The organism is Streptomyces sp. SudanB5_2050 (genome assembly GCF_964272335.1).
Taxonomy (GTDB): Bacteria; Actinomycetota; Actinomycetes; order Streptomycetales; family Streptomycetaceae; genus Streptomyces; species Streptomyces rochei.
The window spans coordinates 6,629,058-6,651,796 of the sequence record NZ_OZ186760.1; the positions used below are offsets into that span (position 1 = coordinate 6,629,058).

The following is a 22,739-nucleotide window of genomic DNA, read 5'->3' on the forward strand; positions in this document are numbered from 1 at the left end:
CGACGGCGGGGAAAAGTATCAAATCGCGGTGCGGACCGGGGTGAGCACCGGTGCGCGCCGGTGCTCAGCCGCGGGCTGAGTATCCGTACGGATGTGCCCGCCCCGGCGCGGGCGCAGGCTGAAGGGCATGACGACGCATCGCGCACCCGAGCAGTCCACCCGCCGGCCCGCACCGCACAGCGAGCGGGCGGTGGTCGCCGGGCTGGTGCTCGCCGTGGGCGCGGGCGTGGCCTGGGTCGGCGGGATGATCTACACGATCGTCGGATGGTCGGGGTAGGGCCCGCGCGCCCGCCCGGGACGCGGTCGGCCGGTCAGCGGGTGGCCGCCACCCGGAAGCCGATGCCCGCCCGGCGCAGGCGTTCCGTCAGCGCGTCCCCCATCGCCACCGCCGTCGTGACCTGCCCGGCCACCGGCGGCAGGTCGTCGAGGGCGAGGGACAGCGCCGCCTCGGCGAACATCTTCGCGGTCTCGTCGTAGCCCGGGTCGCCGCCGGAGACCTCGGTGAACACCTTCCGGCCACCGCCCTCGCCGACGAAACGGACCGAGAACCAGCTCCGCGCACGCTTCTCGGGGCTCGGCCCGTCCCCGGGCTTCAGCCGGTCGGACAGCCAGCGCCGGGCCGCGGGCACCTGGGCCGCCGCCACCAGCGCGCCGACGCCCGCCACGCCGCCCACGGCCACGGGCAGGTGCCGGACGGCGGCGTAGTGGCGGTAGCGGAAGTCGGGGCCGTAGCGGTCCAGGGCCTTCGCGGAGCGTCGCACGATCTGCGCGTCGATGGTCGGCAGCGGCAGCGCCCAGGCCCCGACCTCACCGGCGAACCGGGGCGCGCCGGTCGGCGTCACCGCCCGGCGGCCCACCGGGCGGGGCTCGTGGCGCCGGCGTTCGCGGGCGGCGCTCCGCATCTGCCGGGCGCGGGCGAACTGGCCCAGCGCGGAGGCGAAGGTGCCGCCCGAGAAGGCGGCGTCGGCGGTCACGAACCCGTCGACGGTCAGCGGCACCCCCTCCGGCAGCTGCCGCACCGTGAAGTACACGCCGAGGTCGTGCGGAACGGAGTCGAAACCGCAGGCGTGCACCAGCCGCGCGCCGGTCTCCCGCGCGCGTGCGTCGTGCCGGACGTACGTCAGGTCCACGAACTCGGGCTCGCCGGTGAGGTCCAGGTAGTCCGCCCCGCTCTCCGCGCAGGCGCCCACCAGCGCGTCGCCGTACCGGACGTAGGGGCCCACGGTCGTGGCCACCACGCGTGCCTGCTCGGCGAGTTCGCGCAGCGAGGCCGGGTCGGACACGTCGGCGCGCAGCACGCCGACGTCCGGGGCGCCGGACAGCCGCTCCCGCAGCCGCCGCAGCTTCTGCTCGCTGCGGCCGGCGATCGCCCAGCGCAGCCCGTCGGGCGCGTGGGCGGCCAGGTACTCCGCGGTCAGCTCGCCGACGAACCCCGTCGCCCCGAAGAGCACGATGTCGTACGGCCGGTCGTCCCTGTTCAGCCTGGTCATGACACCCCTTCGTCACCCATCGGCGACCTCTGGGCCCGCAGTACGCGCCGTCGCCGGTGGCCGAGGCTAGCGTGAGCACTGCGAGTCCGGAGAGGAGCCTGTCCCATAATTGGCTAAGCGCTTGCTCGCCCGGGTCTTGTGCCCAGTGGAACACGTTTCTAGCATCACTGGTGTTACATCAGTTGTGTCACAGAGCTGGGGGCTCCATGTCGCAGGCGAGGACCGCGGGGCGGACACCGGGCGAGGGCCCGCTCGCCGGTGTGCGCGTGGTGGAGCTGGCCGGCATCGGCCCCGGGCCCTTCGCCGCGATGCTCCTGGCCGACCTGGGCGCCGACGTCGTCCGCGTGGACCGCCCCGGCGGACCCGGCCTCGCGATCGACCCCGCGCATGACGTCACCAACCGCAACAAGCGGTCCGTCGTCGTCGACCTGAAGGCGGCGGACGGCCCGGCCCGCGTCCTGGACCTGGCCGAGCGCGCCGACGTGCTGATCGAGGGCTACCGCCCCGGCGTCGCCGAACGGCTCGGCGTCGGCCCCGCCGACTGCCACGCCCGCAACCCGCGCCTCGTCTACGGACGCATGACCGGCTGGGGCCAGGACGGCCCGCTCGCCCGGCGCGCCGGGCACGACATCGGATACATCGCGCTCACCGGCGCCCTCGGCATGATCGGCGCCCCCGACGCGCCGCCGGCCGCCCCGGCCAACCTCCTCGGCGACTACGCGGGTGGCTCCCTCTATCTGGTCGTGGGCATCCTCGCCGCCCTGCACCACGCCCGGGCGACCGGCACCGGGCAGGTCGTGGACGCCGCCATCGTGGACGGCACCGCCCACCTGACCGCGATGATCCACGGCATGCTGTCCGCCGGCACCTGGCAGGACCGGCGCGGCGCCAACCTCCTCGACGGCGGTTGCCCCTTCTACGGCACCTACGAGACCGGCGACGGCCGGTACATGGCGGTCGGCGCCCTGGAGCCCCGGTTCTACGCCGAGTTCATGGAACTCCTGGGCATCCCCGAGCAGGCCCCGGCCCGCGACGACCTGACCCGCTGGACCGAGCTGCGCGAGGCCGTCGCCGCCCGTTTCAGGTCCCGCACCCGCGACGAGTGGACGGCCGTCTTCGCCGACTCCGACGCCTGTGTGGCCCCCGTCCTGACCTTGCGCGAGGCTCCCCACCACCCGCACCTCGCCGCCCGCTCCACCTTCACCGAGCACGGCGGCATCACCCAGCCCGCCCCCGCTCCCCGCTTCTCCGCGACCCCCACCGCCGTCCGCACCGGGCCCGCCCTGCCGGGCACCGACACCGAGGCGGTGGCCCGCGACTGGGACGCGCCCCGGCTCTCGACCCCGTCCCGAAACCCTCAGTGAAAGGTCTGCCCGTGACCACCGAAGCGTACGTGTACGACGCGATCCGCACCCCGCGCGGACGCGGCAAGGCGAACGGCGCCCTGCACGGCACGAAGCCCGTCGACCTGGTCGTCGGTCTGATCCACGAGATCCGCGCCCGTTTCCCGGACCTGGACCCGGCGGCCGTGGACGACATCGTCCTCGGTGTGGTCGGCCCGGTCGGGGACCAGGGGTCGGACATCGCGCGTATCGCCGCCATCGCGGCCGGTCTTCCGGACACCGTGGCCGGAGTCCAGGAGAACCGCTTCTGTGCCTCGGGCCTGGAGGCGGTCAACCTGGCCGCCGCCAAGGTCCGCTCCGGCTGGGAGGACCTGGTCCTCGCGGGCGGTGTGGAGTCGATGTCCCGGGTGCCCATGGCCTCGGACGGCGGCGCCTGGTTCAACGACCCGATGACCAACCTCGCCACCAACTTCGTCCCGCAGGGCATCGGCGCCGACCTCATCGCCACCATCGAGGGCTTCTCGCGACGCGACGTGGACGAGTACGCGGCCCTGTCGCAGGAGCGGGCGGCGGCCGCGTGGAAGGAGGGCCGGTTCGAGCGGTCGGTGGTGCCGGTGAGGGACCGTGCCGGTCTCACGGTGCTGGACCACGACGAACACCTGCGGCCGGGTACGACGGCCGATTCGCTGGCGACGTTGAAGCCGTCGTTCGCCGACATCGGCGAGCTGGGCGGTTTCGACGCGGTGGCGCTGCAGAAGTACCACTGGGTGGAGAAGATCGACCACGTCCATCACGCCGGGAACTCCTCCGGCATCGTGGACGGCGCCTCGCTGGTCGCCATCGGTTCCAAGGAGGTCGGGGAGCGCTACGGGCTGCGGCCCCGTGCGCGGATCGTGTCCGCCGCCGTCTCCGGTTCCGAGCCGACGATCATGCTGACGGGGCCGGCTCCGGCGACCCGCAAGGCGCTGGCGAAGGCGGGGCTGGGCATCGAGGACATCGATCTGGTGGAGATCAACGAGGCGTTCGCCGCGGTCGTCCTGCGGTTCGTGAAGGACATGGGCCTGTCGTTGGACAAGGTCAATGTCAACGGCGGTGCGATCGCGCTGGGCCATCCTCTGGGTGCCACCGGCGCGATGATCCTGGGCACGCTCGTGGACGAGTTGGAGCGCCAGGACAAGCGGTACGGGCTTGCCACGTTGTGTGTGGGTGGCGGTATGGGCATCGCCACCGTCGTCGAGCGCGTCTGACCCCTACTCCCGACGGATCACCAGGAGCACATCCACATGACCACCGAGTCCACCACCATCCGCTGGGAACAGGACGACACGGGGATCGTCACCCTCGTCCTCGACGACCCCGACCAGTCCGCCAACACCATGAACCAGGCGTTCCGCGAGTCGCTGGCGGTGATCACCGACCGCCTGGAGGCCGAGAAGGATTCGATCCGCGGCGTCATTTTCACCTCCGCCAAGAAGACCTTCTTCGCCGGCGGCGACCTGCGCGACCTGATCCGGGTCACCCCCGAGACCGCCCAGGACCTCTTCGACGGCGGCATGGCGATCAAGCGGAACCTGCGCCGCATCGAGACCCTCGGCAAGCCCGTCGTCGCCGCCATGAACGGCGCGGCCCTCGGCGGCGGCTACGAGATCGCCCTCGCCTGCCACCACCGCGTCGCCCTGGACGCCCCCGGCTCCAAGATCGGCTGCCCCGAGGTCACCCTCGGCCTGCTCCCCGGAGGCGGCGGCGTGGTCCGCACCGTCCGGATGCTCGGCATCACCGACGCCCTCCTCAAGGTGCTCCTCCAGGGCACCCAGTACAACCCGCGCCGCGCCCTGGAGAACGGCCTGGTCGACGAGGTCGCCGACAGCCGCGAGGACATGCTCGCCAAGGCCCGCGCCTTCATCGACGCCCACCCGGAGTCCGCCCAGCCCTGGGACAGGCCCGGCTACCGCATCCCCGGCGGCACCCCGTCGCACCCCAAGTTCGCGGCCAACCTGCCCGCCTTCCCGGCCAACCTGCGCAAGCAGACCAACGGCGCCCCCTACCCCGCGCCGCGCAACATCATGGCCGCCGCCGTCGAGGGCTCCCAGGTCGACTTCGAGACCGCCCAGGTCATCGAGGCCCGCTACTTCGTCGAGCTGGCCGCCGGACAGACCGCGAAGAACATGATCCAGGCGTTCTTCTTCGACCTCCAGGCCGTCAACTCCGGCGCCAACCGTCCCAAGGGCGTCGAGCCGCGCACGGTCCGCAGGGTCGCCGTCCTCGGCGCCGGGATGATGGGGGCCGGCATCGCCTACTCGTGCGCCCGCGCGGGCATCGACGTCGTCCTCAAGGACGTCTCCCTGGAGGCGGCCCTCAAGGGCAAGGGCTACTCCGAGAAGCTGTGCGCCAAGGCCGTCGCCAAGGGCCGTACGACCCAGGAGAAGGCCGACGCGCTGCTGGCCCGGATCACGCCGACCGCCGAGGCGGCCGACCTCGCGGGCTGTGACGCGGTCATCGAGGCGGTCTTCGAGGACACCTCCCTCAAGCACAAGGTGTTCCAGGAGATCGAGCACGTCGTCGCCCCGGACGCGCTGCTGTGCTCCAACACCTCCACGCTTCCCATCACCGCGCTGGCCGAGGGCGTCGAGCGGCAGGGCGACTTCATCGGCCTGCACTTCTTCTCGCCGGTCGACAAGATGCCGCTGGTGGAGATCATCAAGGGGGAGCGGACCGGTGACGAGGCGCTGGCCCGTGCCTTCGACCTCGTCCGCCAGATCAACAAGACGCCGATCGTGGTCAACGACTCGCGGGGCTTCTTCACCTCCCGGGTCATCGGCCACTTCATCAACGAGGGCGTCGCGATGGTCGGCGAGGGCATCGAGCCCGCCTCCGTCGAGCAGGCCGCGGCCCAGGCCGGCTACCCGGCCAAGGTCCTGTCCCTGATGGACGAACTGACCCTCACCCTGCCCCGCAGGATCCGCCAGGAGACCAAGCGGGCCGTGGAGGAGGCCGGCGGCACCTGGACCGCGCACCCCGCCGAGGCCGTCATCGACCGCATGGTCGACGAGTTCCAGCGCCCCGGCCGCAGCGGCGGCGCCGGCTTCTACGAGTACGGCGAGGACGGCAAGCGGGGCGCCCTGTGGCCGGGGCTGCGCGAGCACTTCACCCGGCCGGGCCACGAGATCCCCTTCGAGGACATGCAGGAACGCATGCTCTTCTCGGAGGCGCTGGACACGGTGCGGCTCCTGGAGGAGGGCGTGCTGACCTCCGTCGCCGACGCCAACATCGGCTCCGTCTTCGGCATCGGCTTCCCGGGCTGGACCGGCGGTGTCCTGCAGTACATCAACGGCTACGAGGGCGGACTGCCCGGCTTCGTCGCCCGCGCCCGCGAGCTGGCCGACCGCTACGGCGAGCGCTTCGACCCGCCCGCGCTGCTGGTGGAGAAGGCGGAGAAGGGGGAGGTCTTCACCGACGGCCGCTGAGCCGCCCGATCACTCACCGCTCTCCTTGTCGAGCCACTCCCGCAGCTCCTGGCGCAGCGACCGCTGGAACGTGGTCAGCAGCGCCTGCACCACCAGGGGGTGCATATGGGCGGAGAGCGACCGCACGTCCCGCGCGTCGCGTTCGGCGACCGCGTCGCGCAGCAGCCGCGACAGGTCCCGCGCGGCGGCGCGGGAGTGCTCGAGGAGGGCCGTGCGGGCGGCGAGCACCGTCTCGGGGGAGAAGGGCACGTCGAGCAGTTCGACGCCGAGCCGGAGCAGCCCGGCGTCGACGCGGTAGCCGTCGCCGTCGGGCACCACCACGTCCATGGCCGCGAGCCGGTCCACCTCCTCGTCGGTCAGCGGCCGGCCCGCCCGCCGGCCCAGCTCCTCGCGGCCCACCCGTTCCACCGTCTCCGGCGCCCAGGAGGCCACCACCGCGCGGTGCAGCTCCAGGTCGTGGGCGCTCAGATCGGACGGCAGCCGGCTCAGGTACCGCTCGATCGCGGCCAGCGTCATGCCCTGGTGCTGCAACTCCTCGATCAGCGCCAGCCGAGCCAGGTGCTCGCCGCCGTAGCGTCCCACCCGGCGGGGGCCGATGACCGGGGGCGGCAGCAGCCCCTTGGTGCCGTAGAAGCGGACCGTGCGCACCGTGACGCCGGCCCGCGCGGCCAGCTCGTCGATGGTGAGGGTGTGCCCCTCGTGCCCCCCGTGTCCCCCGGCGCCCGCCGCCTCGGTGTCGCTCGTCGTCATGTGCAGCAGTATCGCTGTCTCACCAGTGCTGTGACACCTCTTGTGCACCAGGTGGAGACCCTAGGCGGATCATGTGAGAAGTCACGCTCTGTGACATGGGCCACCGCATGTCTACGGAGCGTCGTGGGAAGGTGCTGCCTTGGTCTGTGCCGCGAGGGTGGTGCGGGCCTTGTCACTGTACGGACGACCCGGGCCCATCCCGCCCGGGCGCACCAGAGAGTGGAACCACCCGTGAGCAAGGAAGCCGTCGACACGGCACAGGCCGCCGCCCATCCCCAGGCGGCCGCGCAGCCCCCGGACGCGGGCGACGCCGGCTACAGCAAGGACCTCAAGGCCCGCCACGTCAACATGATCGCCATCGGCGGCGCGATCGGCACCGGCCTCTTCCTCGGCGCCGGCGGGCGTCTGCGCGACGCCGGACCGGCGCTCGCGATCGCCTACCTGGTCTGCGGCGTCTTCGCCTTCTTCGTGGTCAGGGCACTGGGCGAGCTGGTGCTCTACCGGCCCTCCTCCGGCTCCTTCGTGTCGTACGCGCGCGAGTTCCTCGGCGAGAAGGGCGCCTACGTCGCCGGCTGGATGTACTTCCTGAACTGGTCGACCACCGGCATCGCCGACATCACGGCGATCGCGCTGTACACGCACTACTGGAGCATGTTCACGAGCATCCCCCAATGGGTGCTCGCGCTGATCGCCCTGGCGGTGGTCCTGGCCGTGAACCTCATCTCGGTGAAGATCTTCGGCGAGATGGAGTTCTGGTTCGCGATCGTCAAGGTCGCGACCCTCGTCGGCTTCATGCTGATCGGTATCTTCCTGCTGGTCACCCAGCACGACGTCGGCGGTCACACGCCGGGCATCGGCATGATCACCGACCACGGCGGCATCCTTCCGCACGGCGTGATGCCCGTCGTCCTCGTCATGCAGGGCGTGATCTTCGCCTACGCGGCCCTGGAGCTGGTCGGTGTCGCGGCCGGCGAGACCGCCGAGCCGGAGAAGGTCGTCCCGCGCGCGGTGAACTCGATCATGTGGCGGGTCGCCCTCTTCTACGTCGGCTCCGTCCTGCTGCTGGCCCTGCTGCTGCCCAGCTCGCTCTACTCCGGCGACGAGAGCCCCTTCGTCACCGTCCTGTCCAAGATCGGTGTCCCGGCGGCCGGCGACGTGATGAACCTCGTGGTCCTCACCGCCGCCATGTCGTCCCTGAACTCCGGCCTGTACTCCACCGGCCGCATCCTGCGCTCCATGGCGGTGGCCGGCTCCGCGCCGAAGTTCACCGGCGTGATGAGCCGCACCCAGGTCCCGTACGGCGGCATCCTGCTGACCTGCGCGGTCTGCGTCCTCGGTGTCGGGCTCAACTTCCTGGTGCCGAGCAAGGCGTTCGAGATCGTGCTGAACGTCGCCTCCCTGGGCATCATCAGCACCTGGGTGATCATCATGATCTGCCACCTGGTCTTCGTGCGCCGGGCGCGCGCGGGCCTGGTCACCCGACCGCACTTCCGCCTGCCGGGGAGCCCGGTCACGGAGATCGCCACGATCGCCTTCCTGCTCTCCGTGCTCGTCCTGATGTGGAACGACCCGGAGGTGGGGCGCAAGACCCTCTACCTCGTCCCGGTGATCGCGGTGATGCTGGTCGCCGGCTGGTTCGGCGTCCGCCGACGGGTGGCGCACAACGCCGAGCGGGACGTGTCGGCGCTGCGCGAGTAGCGTCCCGGGCCACTGTCGGTGGTCGCCCTTACGGTGGTGGCATGTCGGAGATCAGGTATGTCCGGGGTGACGCCACCGTTCCGTCGGTCAAGGGCGTCAAGGTGATCGCCCACGTCTGCAACGACCTGGGTGGCTGGGGCAAGGGCTTCGTCCTGGCCGTGTCCCGCCGCTGGCCGGAGCCGGAGGCCGCCTACCGCGCCTGGCACCGCGACCGCGCCGCCAACGACTTCGGGCTCGGCGCGGCCCAGTTCGTCCAGGTCGAGCCGTACGTCTGGGTGGCCAACATGATCGGCCAGCGCGGTATGCGGACGGGCAGCAAGGGCGCCCCGGTCCGCTACGAGGCGATCGACACCGCGCTCGGCCGCCTGGCCGACAAGGCGGCCGAACTCGGCGCGTCCGTGCACATGCCCCGCATAGGCTGCGGCCTGGCCGGCGGCAAGTGGTCCCGGATCGAGCCGCTGATCGACGAGCGCCTCGTACGACGCGGCATCCCCGTCACCGTCTACGACCACGGGGACTCCGCCTGAGTCCGGGCGCCGCCGGTCAGTGCGCGTGCACGTCGTTCGTCGCGGCGATCTTCCGCCACGACCGGGGCTGCGCGGGCGTGTCCGCCGCCTTCGCGAGGGACGCCGCGCGCGCCGCCGGAGCCTCCGGCTTCGACGGCTGGAACAGCCAGGTGTCGAACAGCGCGGCCAGCGGCTCGCCCGACACCTCCTCGGCGTACCGGCGGAAGTCGGCGACCGAGGCGTTGCCGTGGGCGTACTTCGCGGGCCAGCCCTTCAGGATCGCGAAGAAGTCCTCGTCCCCGACCGCCTCGCGCAACGCGTGCACGGCCAGCGCGCCCCGGTCGTAGACCGCGATGTCGAACTGGTTCTCCGGACCGGGGTCACCGGGCCTCACCGTCCAGAACGGATCGTCGGCCGGGTGCGAGGCGTAGGTGTAGTCGGCCAGTTCCCGCGCCGTTCCCTCGCCCTCGTGCTCGGACCACAGCCACTGGGCGTACCGGGCGAAGCCCTCGTTGATCCAGATGTCCTTCCAGCCGCGCACCGAGACCAGGTCCCCGTACCACTGGTGGGCCAGCTCGTGCACGACGACGGACACGTTGGAACCGTTGGCGAACTGCCGCGGGCTGTAGAACGGCCGGGTCTGCGTCTCCAGCGCGTACCCGGTGTCCGTGTTCGGCACGTACCCGCCGAGCGCGTTGTACGGGTAGGGCCCGAAGTATCCGCTCAGCCAGTCGGCGACCTCCCCGGTCCGCTCCACGCTGGCCCGCGCCGCGCCGTCGTTCGCGCCCAGGTCCACGCTGTAGGCGTTGACGACCGGGATGCCGCTCTCGGTGGTGCCGGTGGTGAGGTCGAACCGGCCGACCGCCAGCGTGGCCAGATAGGTGGCCTGCGGCTTGTCGGACCGCCAGTTCCAGCGGGTCCAGCCGAGCCGTGAGCTCTTCGACCGCAGGGTGCCGTTGGAGATGGCCTGGGTGCCGTCCGGCACCTGCACCGACACGTCGAAGGTGGCCTTGTCCAGCGGGTGATCGTTGCTCGGGAACCACCACCAGGCGGCCTCGGGCTCGTTCGCGGCGACGCCCCCGTCCGGGGTGCGGTGCCAGCCGGTGAAGCCGTACGCCTCCTTCGACGAGGGCACTCCGCTGTAGCGGACGACGACGGTGACCGGTGTGCCCTTGGCCAGCGGCCGCTGCGGGGTGATCTCCAGCTCGTGCTCGCCGGAGGTGGTGAACGACGCCTTCGCGCCGTTCACCCGTACCTCGCCGACGTCCAGCAGGAAGTCCAGGTTGAACCGGGACAGGTCCTCGGTGGTGCGGGCGAGGATCGTCGCCGTGCCCTCCAGTCGGTCGCTGTCCGGCCGGTACGTCAGACGCAGGTCGTAATGGGAGACGTCGTATCCGCCGTTGCCGTAGGCCGGGTAGTAGGGGTCGCCGATGCCCGGAGCGCCGGGGGAGGGGGCCGCCGCCGAAGCCGGGATCGCCAGCAGGACGGAAGCGGCGCCCAGTGCGCCCGGCACGATGATTCTGCGGTGCACGAAAGCTCCAAGTCGTAGGACCGGTGGGTCTGTTCGCAGCCTATTCAGCCCCTGTGGGTGCGGGGGTGTCCACGGCCACCGCTGTCACACGATCGCCATGCGGCCGTCATGAGCCACCGGTTGCCCTCTTCTGTACGGCAGTTGACCGATGTACCGTCCCGCGCATGCCGATACGCACGCGCTTCACGACCTGGAGACCGCTCGCGACGGCGGCCACGGCCGCACTCATGGCAACCTTCCTCAGCCCCGTCGCGGCGGCACACCCCGCGGCCCCGCGACAGAGCGAACCGGTCCACTCCTACGAGGACGCCGTCCGCGAGGCCGTCTGGGTGGACACCGGACACGACGGGGACGGCGACGGCGAGGACGACCGCGTCGCCGTCGACATCGTCCGCCCCCGCGAACCCGCCGCCCAGGGCCGCAAGATCCCCGTCATCATGGACGCCAGCCCGTACTACTCCTGCTGCGGGCGCGGCAACGAGAGCCAGAAGAAGACCTACGACGCCGACGGGAACGTCGTCGGGATGCCGCTGTACTACGACAACTACTTCGTGCCGCGCGGCTACGCCTTCGTCGGCGTCGACCTGGCCGGCACCAACCGCTCCGACGGCTGCGTCGACGTGGGCGGACGCTCCGACGTCCAGTCCGCCAAAGCCGTCGTCGACTGGCTCAACGGCCGCGCGAAGGCGTACACCAGCCGCACCGGCGGCGAGCGCGCCGAGGCCGACTGGACCAACGGCAGGACCGGCATGATCGGCAAGAGCTGGGACGGCACCATCGCCAACGGCGTCGCCGCCACCGGCGTGGAGGGCCTGGAGACCATCGTCCCGATCGCCGCCATCTCCTCCTGGTACGACTACTACTTCAGCCAGGGCGCCCCGCTCTACGGCTCGGGCCCCGACTGGCTCTCCGACTACGTCAACAGCCCCGAGGCCCGCGCGAAGTGCGACGCCGTGCAGCAGAAGCTCGTCGACGGGGCCCCGCGCTCCGGCGACTGGACGAGGCTGTGGTCCGAGCGCGACTACGTGAAGGCCGCGAGCAAGGTGAAGGCGAGCGTCTTCCTCGTCCACGGCATGCAGGACCTCAACGTCCGCATGCAGCACGTCGGTCCGTGGTGGAACGCCCTGGCGAAGAACGGCGTCGACCGCAAGATCTGGCTCTCCCAGACCGGCCACGTCGACCCCTTCGACTTCCGGCGCGCCGAGTGGGTCGAGACCCTGCACCGCTGGTTCGACCACGAACTCCTCGGCTACGACAACGGCATCGACCGTGAGCCCATGGCCGACATCGAACGCCGGCCCGACCAGTGGGAGACTTCGAGGACCTGGCCGCCCCGCTCCGCCGCGGCCACCACCCTGCGCCCCGCCGACGGCGCGCGGAACGGCGTCGGCACCCTCGGTCTGCGCGGCGACCGCGGCACCGAGACCTTCACCGACGACCCGGCGCTCGGCGAGACCGACTGGGCCGCGCACATCGACGAGCCCACCCCGGCCAAGGCCGGCTTCGTCACCGGCCCGCTCACCCGCGACCTGCGGCTGTCCGGTACCTCCGAGGTCACCGTCACCGCGCGCTCCAGCACCCCGACGGCCCACCTGACCGCCGTACTCGTCGACCTCGGCCCCGCGACCATCCGCGACTACGCCGACCGCGGCGAGGGCATCACCACCCGCACCGACCGCACCTGCTGGGGCCCGAGCACCCCGGGCGACAGCTCCTGCTACCTGGAGACGGCGGCGAAGACCACCGACGTGGGCCACACGGTCGTCAGTCGCGGCTGGGCCGACCTCGGCAACCACGCCTCGCAGTGGCACGGCCGCCCGCTCACCCCGGGCAAGGCGTACACGATCACCCTGGACCTGGCGGCGACGGACCACGTCGTCCCGGCCGGGCACCGTCTGGCGCTGATCGTGGCGGGCACCGACAAGGACCTCATCGACCCGCCCGCCGACACGCCGACCTTCACGCTGGACCTCTCCCGCACCTCGGCCCGCGTACCGTTCGTCGGCGGCACCGCCGCGTTCGCCGAGGCCACCGCCGGGAAGGCCACCGCCGCGCCCGCGCCGGCGCCCCTCGACGGCGTGGACGCCCCGCACACCACGCACCGCATCCCGAAGGGAGCCCGATGAGCCGCCCGCGCGCCCTCACCGTGACCACCGCGGCGGCCACCGCGGCCCTCGCCGCCTCCCTCCTCACCGCCCCGGCCCACGCCGCCGCCACCGGTCACGAGCCGCCCCGCACCGGCTTCGAGAAGACCCACGGCGCCCGCTGGACCACCCAGCCCGAGGAGCAGGCGCTGCTCGCCGCCGCCGACCGGGCGAGCGACCGCGTCAGCGTCGACCGCATCGGCACCACCAAGCAGAACCGGCCCCTCCGACTGGTGACGATCGGCAGGCCCTCGGCCCCGAACAAGGTGCTCCTCGTGTGCAGCCAGCACGGCGACGAACCCTCCGGCCGCGAAGCCTGCCTGTCCACCGTCCGGGACCTGGCCTGGGCCGAGGACCGGAGCACCCGGCGCTTCCTCGACCGCACCACCGTGCTGGTCCTGCCCACCGCCAACCCCGACGGCCGGGCCGCGGACACCCGCGGCAACAGCGACGGCGTGGACATCAACCGCGACCACCTCGCCCTGAGGACCGCCGAGGCCCGCGCCCTGGCCGCCGTCGTCCGCGACCGGCGCCCCGACGTCCTCTACGACCTGCACGAGTACGGCGCCACGCCCCCGTACTACGACAAGGACCTCTTCGACCTCTGGCCCCGCAACCTCAACACCCACGACCGGGTCCACGACGAGGCGCGGACGCTCTCCGGGGAGTACGTCCGTCCCGCCGCCGGCAAGGCCGGCTACTCCACGGGCACCTACGGCATCTGGACCGACCCGGCCACCGGCGACCCCGTCAAGCAGACCGCCGGCGACGGCCAGGAGCGCATCCTGCGGAACATGTCCGGCGTGAAGCACTCGGTCGGCCTGCTCATCGAGAGCCGCGTCGACCCGCTGACCGAGGCCGAGCGGGAGGACGAGGCGCTGAACAACCGGCGCCGGGTGGAGTCGCAGCTCGCCGCCCTGGACGGCATGTTCCGCTACGCGGACCGGCGGCGCGGACACGTCGAGGCGGCCACCGCGTCCGCCCGGTGGTCCGGACTCGCCGACACCGGACCCGTGTACGTCGGCGGGGCGGACAACGACCCGGCCGAGAACACCGAGGTCATCCAGGACCCGCCCTGCGGATACCGGCTGACCGGTGCCCAATACACGGATATTCGGGACGAACTGGAACTGCACGGTGTACAGACCCGCCGGGCGGGGGAGGAGGGCGCCTACGTGCCGCTGCGCCAGCCACTGCGGGCCCTCGTGCCGCTGCTCCTCGACGAGCGGGCGACGTATCACTTGACGGTGGGTGAACCCGACACCGACTGCTGAAGGGTGAGTTCCGCGTCGCAGGTGGTATGGGCATAGCGGAGGATTGTTTTCAGCCTCACCGACTTGAAAGGTGCCGCCTGTGACGCAGGACCGACCAAGCGACAAGGAACACCACGACAGAGGCACGCTGCCGGGGTCGGAAGCCGGCCTGCCGGGTCAGGAGCGCAAGCCGCGGACCGACCGCGTCGTCTTCGGCGTCACCGCGATCCTGACCCTCGCCTTCGTCCTCTGGGGCGCCATCGGCACCGACTCGCTGGAGGACGCCTCCGGCACGATGCTCAGCGGCCTGATGCACAACGGCGGCTGGGCCTTCGTGCTGGCGGCCTCCGGATTCGTCGTCTTCGCCCTCTGGCTCGCGGCCAGCCGCTACGGACGCATCCACCTCGGAGCCGAGGGCGAGGAGCCCGAGTTCCGCACGGTGTCGTGGGTCGCCATGATGTTCAGCGCCGGCATGGGCATCGGTCTGATGTTCTGGGGCGTCAGCGAGCCGCTGGCGCACTTCGACACCGCCCCGCCCGGCACCTCCCCGGCCGACTCCGGCGACCGCATGGAAACGGCCATGGCCACCACCCTGTTCCACTGGACGCTCCATCCGTGGGCGATCTACGCGGTGGTCGGCCTCGGCATCGCCTACAGCACCTTCCGCAGGCGCCGCCGGCAGACCATCAGCGCGGTGTTCACCCCGCTCATCGGCACCAAGCACGCCAACGGAACCGGCGGCCGGGTCATCGACATCCTCGCCATCATCGCGACGGTCTTCGGCTCCGCGGCCTCCCTCGGCCTCGGCGCCCTCCAGATCGGCTCCGGCGTGGAGAAGCTCGACTGGATGGACAAGGTGAGCACCGGGCTGCTGGTCGGCATCATCGCGGTGCTGACCGTGGCGTTCGTCGCCTCGGCGATCTCCGGGGTCGAGAAGGGCATCCAGTGGCTGTCCAACACCAACATGGTGCTGGCCCTGCTGCTGGCCGTGTTCGTGTTCGTCGCCGGCCCGACCATCCTCATCCTCGACCTGCTGCCGACCTCGGTCTTCACCTACCTCGGCGACCTGCCCGAGATGGCCGGCCGCACCGAGATCAGCGGCGGCGAGGGCGTCGCGGACTGGCTGGGCAGCTGGACCGTCTTCTACTGGGCGTGGTGGATCTCCTGGACGCCGTTCGTCGGCATGTTCATCGCCCGCATCAGCCGGGGCCGGACCATCCGCCAGTTCATCGGCGGCGTCATCCTGGTCCCCAGCACGGTCAGCCTGATCTGGTTCGCCATCTTCGGCGGCTCGGCGATGCGGCTCCAGGAGCAGAACCGGCTCGGGGACGAGACCACGCCCGAGGGCCGGCTCTTCGCCGTCCTCCAGGAGTACCCCATCGCCACCGCCACCAGCCTGCTGGTGATGATCCTCGTCGGCATCTTCTTCGTCTCGGGCGCCGACGCGGCCTCCATCGTGATGGGCACCCTCTCGCAGAAGGGCGCGCTGGAACCCAGCCGCTGGGTCGTCGTGTTCTGGGGCGTGGTGACCGGCGCGGTCGCCGCCATCATGCTCCTGGTCGGCAGCGGGGAAGGGGACGCGCTCACCGGCCTGCAGAACCTCACGATCCTCGCGGCGGCGCCCTTCGTCATCGTGATGATCTTCATGTGCGTCGCCCTCATGCGCGACCTGCGCCGCGACCCCCTCATCGTGCGCGGCGAGATGGCCTCCGAGGCCGTCGAGATGGCCGTCATCGAGGGCCACAAGCAGTACGAGGGCGACTTCGAGATCCGCATCGGCCCGGGCACCGGCCCCGACGTCGAGGGGGACCCGATCGGCAAGCACCACTGACCGGGGCGGACCCGGTCCGATCGGTGACGGGAGACGGAAAGGGGCCGGCGCGCACCGCGTGCCGGCCCCTCCCCTTCGCGGCACCCGCCCGCTCCGTCAGCGGGACGCCAGATCGGCCGCCTCCCGCGCGCAGCCCCAGGCCACGGTGACGCCCCCGCCGCCGTGGCCGTAGTTGTGCACCAGCACCCGCCCGTCCGGCAGCGCCACCCGCTCCAGCCGCACCGCGTCCCGCGCCGGCCTGAGCCCCACCCGATGGCCGAGCACCCGGGCCCCCGCGATCTCCGGCCGCAGCGCCGCGCACCGCCGCACGATCGCCTCGGCGACCGCCGGGTCCGGCTCGGCCTCCCAGACGTCCTCCTCGGCCGTGCCGCCGAGCAGCAGCCGGCCCGGCTGCGGCAGGAAGTACGCCATCTCGCCGGAGACCGGGTCGGTGGAGACCAGCCAGGTGTCGACGCCGGGGTTCTCCACCACGACCAACTGCCCGCGCACCGGCCGCACCGACGGATCCGGAACCAGCTCCCGGGCGCCCAGGCCCGTGCAGTTGACCACCACCGGCGCCTCGACCTCCTCGAGACGGTGCACCGCGCGCTCCTCCAGCACGCCGCCCGCCGCCGCGAACCGCTCCCGCAGCCACGCCAGATGGGCCGGCATGTCGATCAGCGGCAGCCGCGCCCACACCCCGGTCCCGCCGTACTCGTCGGCCCTCGCCGCGCGCAGCCCGGGCAGCCGGGCCGCGGCCCACGCGTCCACCTCGTCCAGCGCGGTCTCGCCCAGCACCCCTTCGACCATGCGTACGCCGCTCTCGTCGGGCCGCGCCGCCAGTTCCTCGTACACGTCCAGCGACTCCAGCGCCCACCTCCGCGCCAGCGCCACCGGCTCGACGCGGTACGGCCACCACAGGCCACCCGCGACCGCCGAGGTGGTCCGCCCGGCCGCCTCCCTCGCCCACAGCCGCACCCGCCCGCCGCGCTCGGCGAGCACAACGGCCGTCGTCAGACCGACCACCCCGCCGCCGACCACGACGACCTCGTCACCCAGTTCGGTTTCCATCCGGGGACGTTAGCGGAACCCGCCGTGCCGTGCGCAGACCGCCTCCGCGGCGGGAATACTCACCGCATGGCAGCCCCGTACGCGTCCTTCGGCCTGGCACCGGCGACCCGGGCCGGCGCGGTCCTCGCCGACGGTGACGTCCAGGTCCACCGCGACTTCATGGACTTCGTCGTCGACGGGCACCCCCTGCTGTTCCGCCTGTCCGACCTCGACGCCGTCTCCCCGCTCGCCTCCGACATCCCGCCCGCGATCCTCACCGAGCAGGTCCGCGGCCTGCTGCTGGAGTCCGACGCACCCCTGCCCGGCGGCCGGTACGTCATCTACGGCTGCCCCGAGTGCGCCGACCTCGCCTGCGGCGCGGTGACCGCGGTGATCCAGCGCGACGGCGACGACTTCGTCTGGCGGGACTTCGCCTGGCAGACCGGCGAGCACGCGGACCTCGCGTTCAACGGCTACCACGGCATCGGCCCGTACCGCTTCGCCGGCGCCGAGTACCGGGCCGCCCTCGCCGCCCTGCTCGACGGCGACCGCACCGCCCCCGCCCGCCGCCGGGTACTGCTCATCGGCGCCCGCGTCGCCCTGCCCGCCAGGCTCGCCGCCGCGCTGCGCACCATCGGCATCGGCGCCGACATCGCCGAGGACGCCGCCGCCGTACCGGCCGACGAACTGCGGGCCTACGGCGCGGTCGTCTTCGGCACCGCGGTCACCGAGGAGCAGCGGTCGGCCGTGCGCCGCTCCTTCGCGGACGCCGGGGTGGACGTGCCCCACGTCGACGGACTCGCCCCGATCGTCCCGGTCCTCGTCGCCCAGATCGAACACGCCCTCGACGGCGGACCGGACGGGCGGCGCCGGCTGGCCCGCCTGACGGCGACCGGCGCCGCCGCGGAGGTCGAGGTCACCTCCGCCTGCCGGGTGCGGCTCACCGCCTACCGCGTCGACCGGCTCCACCGCACCCGCGCCCAGGACGTCTTCGACGGCGTCCTCGAACCGGGCGCCCACCGGATCGCCCTGGACGCCGGGGCGGTGAAGGGCCGGTCCTGCCTGGTGGCCCGGGCCCCCGGGAGCGTGCTGGCGGTGGCCGTGAGGCACCGGGAACCCGGCTGAGCGGGCGGCGGCCCGCGGCTAGGTCCTGTCGTCACACTCCCGTCGTCCGCCCGGAGGGAGGCAGACGGGAGTGTGACGGCAGGGCCTAGGATCGACGGTCTGATGACTGCCACCCTCGTCGCCAAGAACCTCGCCGCCGGCCACGGCGACCGCTCCCTGTTCACCGGACTCGACCTCGTCGTCGCGCCCGGCGACGTGATCGGCCTCGTCGGGGCCAACGGCGCGGGCAAGTCCACGCTGCTGCGGATGCTCGCCGGGCTGACCGCCCCGGAACACGGCGAGCTGCGCCTGTCCCCGCCCACCGCCACCGTGGGCCACCTCCCGCAGGAGCCGGAACGCCGGCCCGGCGAGACCGTCCGGGCCTTCCTGGCCCGCCGGACCGGCGTCACCGAGGCCCAGCGCGCCATGGACGAGGCCACGCAGGCCCTGGTCGACGCGGCCCCCGGGGCCGACGACGCCTACGCCACGAGCCTGGAGCGCTGGCTCGCCCTCGGCGGCGCCGACCTCGACGAACGCGCCGAGGAGACCGCCGACGCGCTGGGGCTCACGGTCGGCCTCGACCAGCCGATGACGTCCCTGTCCGGCGGCCAGGCGGCCCGCGCCGGACTCGCCTCCCTGCTGCTGTCCCGCTACGACGTCTTCCTCCTCGACGAGCCGACCAACGACCTCGACCTGGACGGCCTGGAACGCCTCGAACGCTTCGTCACCGGTCTGCGGGCCGGCACCGTCGTCGTCAGCCACGACCGCGAATTCCTCACCCGCACCGTCACCAAGGTGCTCGAACTCGACCTCGCCCAGCGCCGGATCAACCTCTACGGCGGCGGCTACCAGGGCTACCTGGAGGAGCGCGAGGTGGCCCGTCGGCACGCCCGCGACGAGTACGAGGAGTACGCCGACAAGCGGGCCGCCCTCCAGGACCGGGCGCAGATGCAGCGCGGCTGGATGGACAAGGGCGTCAAGAACGCCCGGCGCAAGGCCGGCGACAACGACAAGATCGGTCGCAAGTTCCGCAGCGAGGCCAGCGAGAAGCAGGCCGCCAAGGCCCGCCAGACCCAGCGCATGATCGAGCGCCTGGAGGTCGTCGAGGAACCGCGCAAGGAGTGGGAACTGCGGATGGAGATCGCCTCCGCGCCCCGTTCCGGCGCCGTGGTCGCCACCCTGCGCGACGCCGAGGTCCGGCGCGGCGACTTCGTCCTCGGCCCGGTCTCCCTCCAGATCGACTGGGCCGACCGGGTCGCGGTGACAGGGGCCAACGGCGCGGGCAAGTCCACGCTCCTCGGCGCCCTGCTGGGCCGGGTCCCGCTCGACGCCGGACACGCGTCGCTCGGCTCCGGCGTCCTGCTGGGCGAGGTCGACCAGGCCCGTGAGCTGTTCCACGGCCCCGAGCCGCTGCTGGACGCGTTCCGCGGCGCCGTCCCCGACACCGAACCGGCGGACGTCCGCACCCTCCTGGCCAAGTTCGGCCTGAAGGCGGACCACGTCATGCGTCCCGCGTCGACCCTGTCACCGGGTGAACGCACCAGGGCCGCACTCGCCCTCCTCCAGGGCCGGGGCGTCAACCTCCTGGTCCTGGACGAGCCGACCAACCACCTCGACCTCCCGGCCATCGAACAACTCGAATCGGCCCTGGACGCCTACGAGGGCACCCTCCTCCTCGTCACCCACGACCGCCGCATGCTGGACGCGGTGCGCGTGACCCGCCGCCTGGAGGTCACGGACGGCAAGGTGGTGGAGCACCCGTAACCGCGGGGCTGCCGTGCGGCTGGGGCGCGACACGGGGTGGGGGCGCCTCCCGCTCGAGCGGAGCCGAGAGCGGGAGCGGCACCCCGTCACGCCGGGCCGCGCACCCCCGCGGTCAGCCGGGACCTGCCGCGCCTACGCCAGCCCGGCCCGCCGCAACGCGTCGGCCATCGCCCCGTTGGACGGAGCGGGCGCGGAAGAGGACCGCCCCTTGCCGCCCCCGGAGTCACCCTGCTGCCGCCGCTGGCGGGGCGGCCTGCCACTCCGCTCCTTCTTCGGCTCCCCCGGCCCGGCGGCCTCGTCGTCCAGCCGCAGCGTCAGCGAGATCCGCTTCCGCGGAATGTCGACGTCCAGCACCTTCACCTTCACGATGTCCCCGGGCTTCACCACGTCCCGCGGGTCCTTCACGAACGTCTTCGACATCGCGGAGACGTGCACCAGCCCGTCCTGGTGCACACCGACGTCCACGAACGCCCCGAAGGCGGCCACGTTGGTGACGACGCCCTCCAGCACCATCCCGGACGACAGGTCGGAGATCTTCTCCACGCCCTCCTTGAAGGTGGCCGTCCGGAAGGCCGGCCGCGGGTCGCGCCCCGGCTTCTCCAGCTCCCGCAGGATGTCCGTGACCGTCGGCAGACCGAACGTCTCGTCCACGAAGTCCGCCGGCCTCAGCGACCGCAGCACGGAGGTGTTGCCGATCAGCCCGGCCACCTCCTGCCCCGCGGTCTTCACCATCCTGCGCACCACGGGATAGGCCTCGGGGTGCACGCTGGAGGCGTCCAGCGGGTCGCTGCCGCCCCGGATGCGCAGGAAGCCCGCGCACTGCTCGTACGCCTTGGGGCCGAGCCGCGGCACCTTCTTCAGCTCGGTGCGGGAGGCGAACGGCCCGTTGGCGTCGCGGTGGGCCACGATGTTCTCGGCGAGTCCGGAGGTGATGCCGGACACGCGGGCGAGCAGCGGTGCGGAGGCCGTGTTGACGTCCACGCCCACGCCGTTCACACAGTCCTCGACGACCGCGTCCAGCGAACGGGACAGCTTCACCTCGGAGAGGTCGTGCTGGTACTGGCCGACGCCGATCGACTTCGGGTCGATCTTCACCAGCTCGGCCAGCGGGTCCTGGAGCCGCCGGGCGATCGACACCGCGCCGCGCAGCGACACGTCCATGTCGGGCAGCTCCTGGGAGGCGAAGGCGGAGGCCGAGTACACGGAGGCACCCGCCTCGGAGACCATCACCTTGGTGAGCTTCAGCTCCGGGTGCTTGGCGATGAGTTCACCGGCGAGCTTGTCGGTCTCCCGGGACGCCGTGCCGTTGCCGATCGCCACCAGCTCGACCGCGTGCTCCTTCGCGAGCCGCGCCAGCTTGGCGATCGCCTCGTCCCAGCGGTTGGCCGGGACGTGCGGGTGGATGACGTCGGTGGCCACCACCTTGCCGGTCGCGTCGACCACGGCGACCTTCACGCCCGTGCGGAAGCCCGGGTCCAGGCCGAGCGTCGCGCGGGTGCCCGCCGGGGCGGCCAGCAGCAGATCGCGCAGATTGGCGGCGAAGACGTCGACCGCCTCGTCCTCGGCGGCGGTGCGCAGCCGCAGCCTGATGTCGATGCCGAGGTGGACCAGGATGCGGGTGCGCCAGGCCCAGCGGACCGTGTCCTTCAGCCACTTGTCGCCGGGCCGGCCGCGGTCGGCGATCCCGAACCGGCTCGCGACGATCCCCTCGTACGAGGAGGGGCCGTCGGTCGGCTCCTCGGGCTCCAGGACGAGGTCGAGCACGTCCTCCTTCTCGCCGCGCAGCATGGCGAGGATCCGGTGCGAGGGCAGCTCGGTGAACGGCTCGGCGAAGTCGAAGTAGTCGGCGAACTTGGCGCCCGCCTCCTCCTTGCCCTCCTTCACCTTGGCCGCGAGGCGCCCGCGCCCCCACATCCGCTCCCGCAGCTCTCCGATCAGGTCGGCGTCCTCCGAGAACTTCTCGGTGAGGATCGACCGGGCCCCGTCCAGGGCCGCCTGCGGATCGGCCACTCCCTTGCCGGCGTCCACGAACGCGGCGGCCGCGGCCAGGGGGTCCACCGACGGGTCGGCGAGCAGGCCCTCGGCCAGCGGCTCCAGACCGGCCTCGCGCGCGATCTGCGCCTTGGTCCGCCGCTTGGGCTTGAAGGGCAGGTAGATGTCCTCCAGGCGGGCCTTGGTCTCGGCCGTGCGGATGCGGGTCTCCAGCTCCTCGGTGAGCTTGCCCTGCTCGCGCACCGAGTCGAGGATGGCCGTCCGCCGCTCCTCCAGCTCCCGCAGATAGCGCAGCCGCTCCTCGACGGTGCGCAGCTGCGCGTCGTCGAGCATCTCGGTCGCTTCCTTGCGGTAGCGGGCGATGAAGGGCACCGTCGAGCCGCCGTCGAGCAACTCCACGGCGGCCTTCACCTGCCGCTCCCGTACGCCGAGCTCCTCGGCGATCCTGCCTTCGATGGACCGCACGTCGCTGGACGCGCTGGACCCGGGTGTCGTCACGATCCCGTACCGCCTTCTCACTGAGGTTGCGCGGCAATTGTGGCAGGTGGTGCCGACAATCGGGGATCAGGGCGACACCCGGGCCCGTCGCGGCCGGGGCGCACCGCGGCCGTCGTCAGACCCTGCGGCTGCGGGTGGCGGACGACGCGCCGCCGAAGAGCCGGGCCACGGCCCGGAAGGGGAGCGTCACGACGGTGGCGACGGCGCCGCCGATCTGGCGCAGTACGTCTGCGATGGCACGGAACACGAAAAGCCCCTCTCGTCCACCCGGCCCCTCCGACCGGGTGACGTACGGGTACCTCCGCATCGGCGCGGCATGCCTGCGCGTCTCAGCGCTTGCCG

Annotated in this window: 17 protein-coding genes; 11 read left to right on the forward strand and 6 right to left on the reverse strand. The window is 72.4% G+C overall.

The annotated features are described in order from the left end of the window. The first annotated feature begins 127 nt into the window (after positions 1-127). Positions 128-277 (forward strand): morphogenic membrane protein MmpA, encoded by a 150-nt coding sequence (gene mmpA, locus ACFZP7_RS29225; RefSeq protein ID WP_175438131.1) that lies wholly within the window; start codon positions 128-130, stop codon positions 275-277. A 34-nt stretch (positions 278-311) separates the two neighbouring features. Here the strand turns inward: mmpA and ACFZP7_RS29230 are convergent, their stop codons facing one another. Next, on the reverse strand, positions 312-1,490 hold the full coding sequence (locus ACFZP7_RS29230) for a saccharopine dehydrogenase family protein (protein WP_385636819.1): 1,179 nt from the start codon (positions 1,488-1,490) through the stop codon (positions 312-314). Between the two features lie 206 nt (positions 1,491-1,696). Here ACFZP7_RS29230 and ACFZP7_RS29235 point away from each other — a divergent pair, with 206 nt between their 5' ends. Genes ACFZP7_RS29235 through ACFZP7_RS29245 form a run of 3 tightly spaced genes read left to right on the forward strand, consistent with a single transcriptional unit; the run spans position 1,697 to position 6,297 of the window. Continuing rightward, on the forward strand, positions 1,697-2,854 hold the full coding sequence (locus tag ACFZP7_RS29235) for a CaiB/BaiF CoA-transferase family protein (protein ID WP_029394476.1): 1,158 nt from the start codon (positions 1,697-1,699) through the stop codon (positions 2,852-2,854). A gap of 11 nt (positions 2,855-2,865) precedes the next feature. Beyond that, positions 2,866-4,080, forward strand: a complete 1,215-nt coding sequence (locus ACFZP7_RS29240) for an acetyl-CoA C-acetyltransferase (RefSeq protein ID WP_030974445.1) — start codon at positions 2,866-2,868, stop codon at positions 4,078-4,080. A gap of 36 nt (positions 4,081-4,116) precedes the next feature. After that, positions 4,117-6,297 (forward strand): 3-hydroxyacyl-CoA dehydrogenase NAD-binding domain-containing protein, encoded by a 2,181-nt coding sequence (locus ACFZP7_RS29245; RefSeq protein WP_385636820.1) that lies wholly within the window; start codon positions 4,117-4,119, stop codon positions 6,295-6,297. Positions 6,298-6,306: 9 nt separating this feature from the next. Here ACFZP7_RS29245 and ACFZP7_RS29250 read toward each other — a convergent pair whose 3' ends face one another. Next, a complete protein-coding gene (locus ACFZP7_RS29250; protein ID WP_355163345.1) occupies positions 6,307-7,047 on the reverse strand; it encodes a MerR family transcriptional regulator in 741 nt (246 codons plus the stop codon). Between the two features lie 231 nt (positions 7,048-7,278). Between ACFZP7_RS29250 and ACFZP7_RS29255 the strand changes: the two genes are divergently transcribed. Next, a complete protein-coding gene (locus ACFZP7_RS29255) occupies positions 7,279-8,745 on the forward strand; it encodes an amino acid permease (protein ID WP_030974439.1) in 1,467 nt (488 codons plus the stop codon). 41 nt (positions 8,746-8,786) lie between these two features. Next, positions 8,787-9,272 (forward strand): macro domain-containing protein, encoded by a 486-nt coding sequence (locus ACFZP7_RS29260; protein ID WP_019330355.1) that lies wholly within the window; start codon positions 8,787-8,789, stop codon positions 9,270-9,272. Between the two features lie 16 nt (positions 9,273-9,288). On the opposite strand, the gene ACFZP7_RS29265 is transcribed toward ACFZP7_RS29260, so the two are convergent. After that, complete coding sequence (locus ACFZP7_RS29265; RefSeq protein WP_385636822.1) at positions 9,289-10,782, reverse strand: M1 family metallopeptidase; 1,494 nt, start codon at positions 10,780-10,782, stop codon at positions 9,289-9,291. A gap of 164 nt (positions 10,783-10,946) precedes the next feature. Between ACFZP7_RS29265 and ACFZP7_RS29270 the strand changes: the two genes are divergently transcribed. The 3 genes from ACFZP7_RS29270 (at position 10,947) to ACFZP7_RS29280 (ending at position 16,010) form a co-directional block, all read left to right on the forward strand. Beyond that, the gene (locus ACFZP7_RS29270) at positions 10,947-12,908 is read left to right on the forward strand and encodes a Xaa-Pro dipeptidyl-peptidase (RefSeq protein WP_385636824.1); all 1,962 of its coding nucleotides are present in this window, start codon (positions 10,947-10,949) and stop codon (positions 12,906-12,908) included. Continuing rightward, positions 12,905-14,200, forward strand: a complete 1,296-nt coding sequence (locus ACFZP7_RS29275; RefSeq protein ID WP_385636826.1) for a M14 family metallocarboxypeptidase — start codon at positions 12,905-12,907, stop codon at positions 14,198-14,200. Before ACFZP7_RS29270 ends, ACFZP7_RS29275 begins: the two co-directional genes overlap by 4 nt. A gap of 79 nt (positions 14,201-14,279) precedes the next feature. Next, complete coding sequence (locus tag ACFZP7_RS29280; protein WP_086875247.1) at positions 14,280-16,010, forward strand: BCCT family transporter; 1,731 nt, start codon at positions 14,280-14,282, stop codon at positions 16,008-16,010. 96 nt (positions 16,011-16,106) lie between these two features. Here the strand turns inward: ACFZP7_RS29280 and ACFZP7_RS29285 are convergent, their stop codons facing one another. Continuing rightward, positions 16,107-17,060: an FAD-dependent oxidoreductase gene (locus ACFZP7_RS29285; RefSeq protein WP_031020329.1), complete on the reverse strand. Its 954-nt coding sequence runs from the start codon at positions 17,058-17,060 to the stop codon at positions 16,107-16,109. Between the two features lie 66 nt (positions 17,061-17,126). Between ACFZP7_RS29285 and ACFZP7_RS29290 the strand changes: the two genes are divergently transcribed. Then, positions 17,127-18,164: a hypothetical protein gene (locus ACFZP7_RS29290; RefSeq protein ID WP_046248635.1), complete on the forward strand. Its 1,038-nt coding sequence runs from the start codon at positions 17,127-17,129 to the stop codon at positions 18,162-18,164. 102 nt (positions 18,165-18,266) lie between these two features. Continuing rightward, positions 18,267-19,907, forward strand: coding sequence for an ABC-F family ATP-binding cassette domain-containing protein (locus tag ACFZP7_RS29295; RefSeq protein ID WP_385636831.1), 1,641 nt, complete (start codon positions 18,267-18,269; stop codon positions 19,905-19,907). Between the two features lie 132 nt (positions 19,908-20,039). On the opposite strand, the gene ACFZP7_RS29300 is transcribed toward ACFZP7_RS29295, so the two are convergent. Both ACFZP7_RS29300 and ACFZP7_RS29305 read right to left on the reverse strand, forming a co-directional pair. Continuing rightward, entirely contained in the window at positions 20,040-22,397 is a 2,358-nt protein-coding gene (locus tag ACFZP7_RS29300) for a Tex family protein (RefSeq protein WP_385636833.1), read from the reverse strand. A gap of 115 nt (positions 22,398-22,512) precedes the next feature. After that, a complete protein-coding gene (locus tag ACFZP7_RS29305) occupies positions 22,513-22,644 on the reverse strand; it encodes an LPFR motif small protein (protein WP_019330364.1) in 132 nt (43 codons plus the stop codon). Positions 22,645-22,739: the final 95 nt, after the last annotated feature.